4 protein-coding genes are annotated in these 3,359 nt (G+C 57.7%); 3 read left to right on the forward strand and 1 reads right to left on the reverse strand.

Features of this window, described 5'->3' with window-relative positions; all coding sequences use genetic code 11:
* Nucleotides 1-346, reverse strand: a 346-nt coding sequence (locus tag ACF8AM_RS15495; RefSeq protein WP_392556502.1) for an NUDIX domain-containing protein, incomplete at its 3' end; no start/stop codon positions are given.
* A 223-nt stretch (nt 347-569) separates the two neighbouring features.
* Here ACF8AM_RS15495 and ACF8AM_RS15500 point away from each other — a divergent pair.
* The 3 genes from ACF8AM_RS15500 to ACF8AM_RS15510 form a co-directional block, all read left to right on the forward strand.
* Nucleotides 570-1,811 carry a glycosyltransferase family 2 protein gene (locus ACF8AM_RS15500; protein WP_392556503.1) on the forward strand — a complete coding sequence of 414 codons (1,242 nt, stop codon included), beginning with the start codon at nt 570-572 and terminating at the stop codon, nt 1,809-1,811.
* Nucleotides 1,804-1,980, forward strand: a complete 177-nt coding sequence (locus tag ACF8AM_RS15505; protein ID WP_392556504.1) for a hypothetical protein — start codon at nt 1,804-1,806, stop codon at nt 1,978-1,980. Before ACF8AM_RS15500 ends, ACF8AM_RS15505 begins: the two co-directional genes overlap by 8 nt.
* The coding region (locus tag ACF8AM_RS15510; RefSeq protein ID WP_392556505.1) for a hypothetical protein at nt 1,981-3,359 on the forward strand (1,379 nt) is incomplete at its 3' end.

Genomic DNA, 3,359 nt, shown 5'->3' on the forward strand with positions numbered 1-3,359 from the left:
AGTGCATCAATTCATTGCCCAATCCCGGCGCCGAATAAAACTCGCAAGCAACACTTAGATCCGCCGCCCGGTAGCCGGTTTCTTCCGTTAATTCGCGAGCAGCCGTCACCAAAACCTCTTCGCCGGGATCACGCGTTCCCGCCGGCAACTCCAGCAGAGTTTCCCCCACCGCGGGACGCTCGTTTTCGATCATCACCACGGTGTCGTCGTCGACCAACGGGAGCAGGACCACCGCACCGGGATGCTGAATGAATTCGCGCCGATAGGACTTGCCATCTCGACCGGGGAGATCGATTCCGATGACATCAAAACGACTACCTCGCAACAGCAATTCTGGCTCAGCCATCAAGACAAACTCCGACGCGGCATCAATTCCGCAGGACAGAATGAAACGTAAAATGTCTACAACAAAACAAACCTTCGTGGGTCCATCGACACGATAGGCAACGAGAGCGAAACCAGCAACGAAGGCAACGAATGTTCCGGCTACGCTTACAGACCAAGCTCAAAAACCGCAGATCGGTCCCCCCGAATGTGGCAACGGGTTTCATCCTGAGTATGATACGCGAATGAACACTTCACCCTCTCCGATCCAGTCGTCACTCGCTGCGTCAGCGTCGATCGCCCCAGGTTTAGCGGCTGGTTTCCAGACACCCGAACCTCATCCAAGCCCGCAATCATCGGGTCCCAATCACCTCGAAGAAATTTCGGTGGTGATCCCGGCGATGAACGAGGAAGCCTCGCTGGCGGAACTCCATGAACGGATCACGCAAGTCTGCGCGGAGCAAAACGTACGCGTCCAAATCGTCTTTGTCGACGATGGCTCGACGGACCAAACGTGGGAGAAGATGGTCGAGCTTTGCGGCACCGCTTCGAATCACTCGCATTCGACCTGTGCCTTGCGTTTGCGTCGCAACTTCGGCAAAGCGGCTGCGCTCAGTGCCGGCTTCTCGGTCGCTCGCGGCGTGATCGTGTTCACGATGGATGCAGATCTTCAGGACGATCCCACTGAGATTCCACGTTTCCTTGAGAAGATCCAAGGCGGCTTGGATGTCGTCAGCGGTTGGAAACAAACTCGCCACGATCCTTGGCACAAAGTCCTGCCCAGCCGAGTCTTCAACGCCTTGGTCAGCTCACTGACGGGTGTTCGCTTGCACGATCATAACTGCGGCTTCAAAGCCTATCGCCGAGAAGTCTTGTCGGAAGTCGACCTGTACGGCGAACGCCATCGTTTCATCCCAGTGCTCGCCTCCGCGCGTGGTTTTCGCGTGGGTGAAATCGTGGTCCAGCACCACGCGCGGCAACATGGTGTGTCCAAATACGGCGTTTCGCGATTGGTCAAAGGCTTCCTGGACTTGCTCAGCATCCACCTGGTGACCGGTTATGGCCGTCGACCGCTGCACTTGATCGGCACCGCTGGTTTGCTGTGCTTCGCGGTGGGCTCAGTCGGGATGACTTACTTGAGCGTCAAATGGGTTTGGTCGCGGATGGGCGACGGCGAAGTCCTGCACCTCCACTCCACTGCGATTTTTTACTACTGCATTTTAGCCGTGTTGCTGGGTGCTCAATGCGTCCTGGCTGGATTGCTGGCCGAGTTGGTGATCTCTGTCGCTGCGGCTCGCGACCGCCGAGAAGCAATGAACTCGAGCGTGTCTTCCCTACTCGCTCCCACGAACTCTGCAGATGGTTCTCCGTTGGTCCCCAATGCATCGGGATACAGCATCTCGGACTGGGCCGGCCTAGCCGAATCCAACCAACCATCGCCTTCGTCACCTGACGCTGATTCGACGGGGCCGATTCACGATGCGTAAACACGAGATCCCGCGACAACATCGGCGCAACACGTACGCGATCATGATCGTTGCAACGCTGGCAATTGTTGCTGGCCGCATTGCAGTCGTCTCTAGCAAAGAAGGCGACACGGCGTTCCTCAGTGCAAACGACCGAAGCCGTTGGTGCACCGTTGCCTCTGGGTTTTAAGTGGGAACCTTTGCCATCGACCGGCGTTTTTCGTTTCGGGCCGATGATGGCAAACGCCGGCCATGGAACACGATCGACAAAGTCCGCCACGTTGGTTCCGATGGTCAATTGCATTACTCCAGCAGCAAACCCACGCTGCTGGTGACCATGGTGGCCGGTGTTTACGGCGTGGTGCATCACACCACCGGACTGACGATGACGGAACAACCGATCTATGTGCCTCGGCTGCTGTTGCTGTTGATCAACCTGCCGGTGCTGGCGGTGTTCTTGGTGACAATGGCATTGACGGTCGAGTTGATCGGCGCCTCCGATTACGCACGCCGGATGGGCGTCGCGGCAGCTTGCTTTGGAACCATGATGGTGCCCTTTGCGATCTCGCTCAACAATCATCTGTTTGCCGCCGCGGCGACATCGCTGACCCTATGGCTGTATCTTCGTGCGGCGGAAAAGATGACAGATTCCTTTTCAGGGATCACCTACCATCCCAAGTTCACCCCTTGGGTGATCGCAGGAGCCTCCGCCGCTTTCGCGGTTGCGTGGGAATTGCCGGCTCTGTCGATGCTGGCCCTTTGGGCGGTGCTGTTCGGCTGGATGAATCCCCGGTCCATCCCCGGTTTTTCACTGGGAGCCGGTGTTGTCTTGCTTGGCATTGTCGGCACCAATCAATGGGCGCATGGAAGTTTACGAACACCGTACGCTCACCGAAGCGCCGGCGAACAAATCGAGACAGTCGAGCTACCCGCAGACGCGGCAACCGACCAAATCGAGGTGGCGTTGTCGCACAGCAACACGCTTCAAACGGCCGATCAGATCAGCCTTCGTGAATTGGCAGAGGGCGGTTACGAAGTCATCGCCGAACATTCGCGAGCATCGGAGGCCCCCGAACAGGCTCAATACAAACTGGCTCGAACCGGCGGCGGCTGGGCGTTGTTCGTTTGGGATGACTGGTACGACTACCCCGGCAGCTACTGGCGAACGGGGCAACGACGCGGTGTCGATTTGGGCGAACCGAGCCGCATTGTCTACCTGTTTCACGCAACGCTCGGTTACTACGGAATCTTCTCAATCACTCCGCTGTGGTTTCTCGTGCCGGTTGGAATGGTCGCGGGATGCCGCCATGGGCCTGGCTACATGCGGCGCCTGTCCGCTTCCATCGCATTGGCGAGTTTGGTTTGCCTCGTGTTTTACGTCGCTCGGCCAGAAATTGACCGTAACTACGGCGGCGTCAGCGTTTGTTTCCGCTGGATGCTCTGGTTTGCCCCCCTGTGGCTCTACAGCTTGGTTCCGGAACTGAGTTCGCTGAGCGAAAAGATTCAGGGTCGGTGTTTCACGCTCGTTCTGCTAGGGGCCAGCGTCTTCTCGGTATCCACCAGCCTGTC

This window comes from Rhodopirellula sp. JB055 (genome assembly GCF_043100905.1).
Classification (GTDB): domain Bacteria; phylum Planctomycetota; class Planctomycetia; order Pirellulales; family Pirellulaceae; genus Rhodopirellula.

Bases quoted from the DNA above. Each gene is read 5' to 3' on its own strand.
- ACF8AM_RS15500 (WP_392556503.1), top strand. From the start codon at position 570: ATGAACACTTCACCCTCTCCGATCCAGTCGTCACTCGCTGCGTCAGCG.
- ACF8AM_RS15505 (WP_392556504.1), top strand. From the start codon at position 1,804: ATGCGTAAACACGAGATCCCGCGACAACATCGGCGCAACACGTACGCG.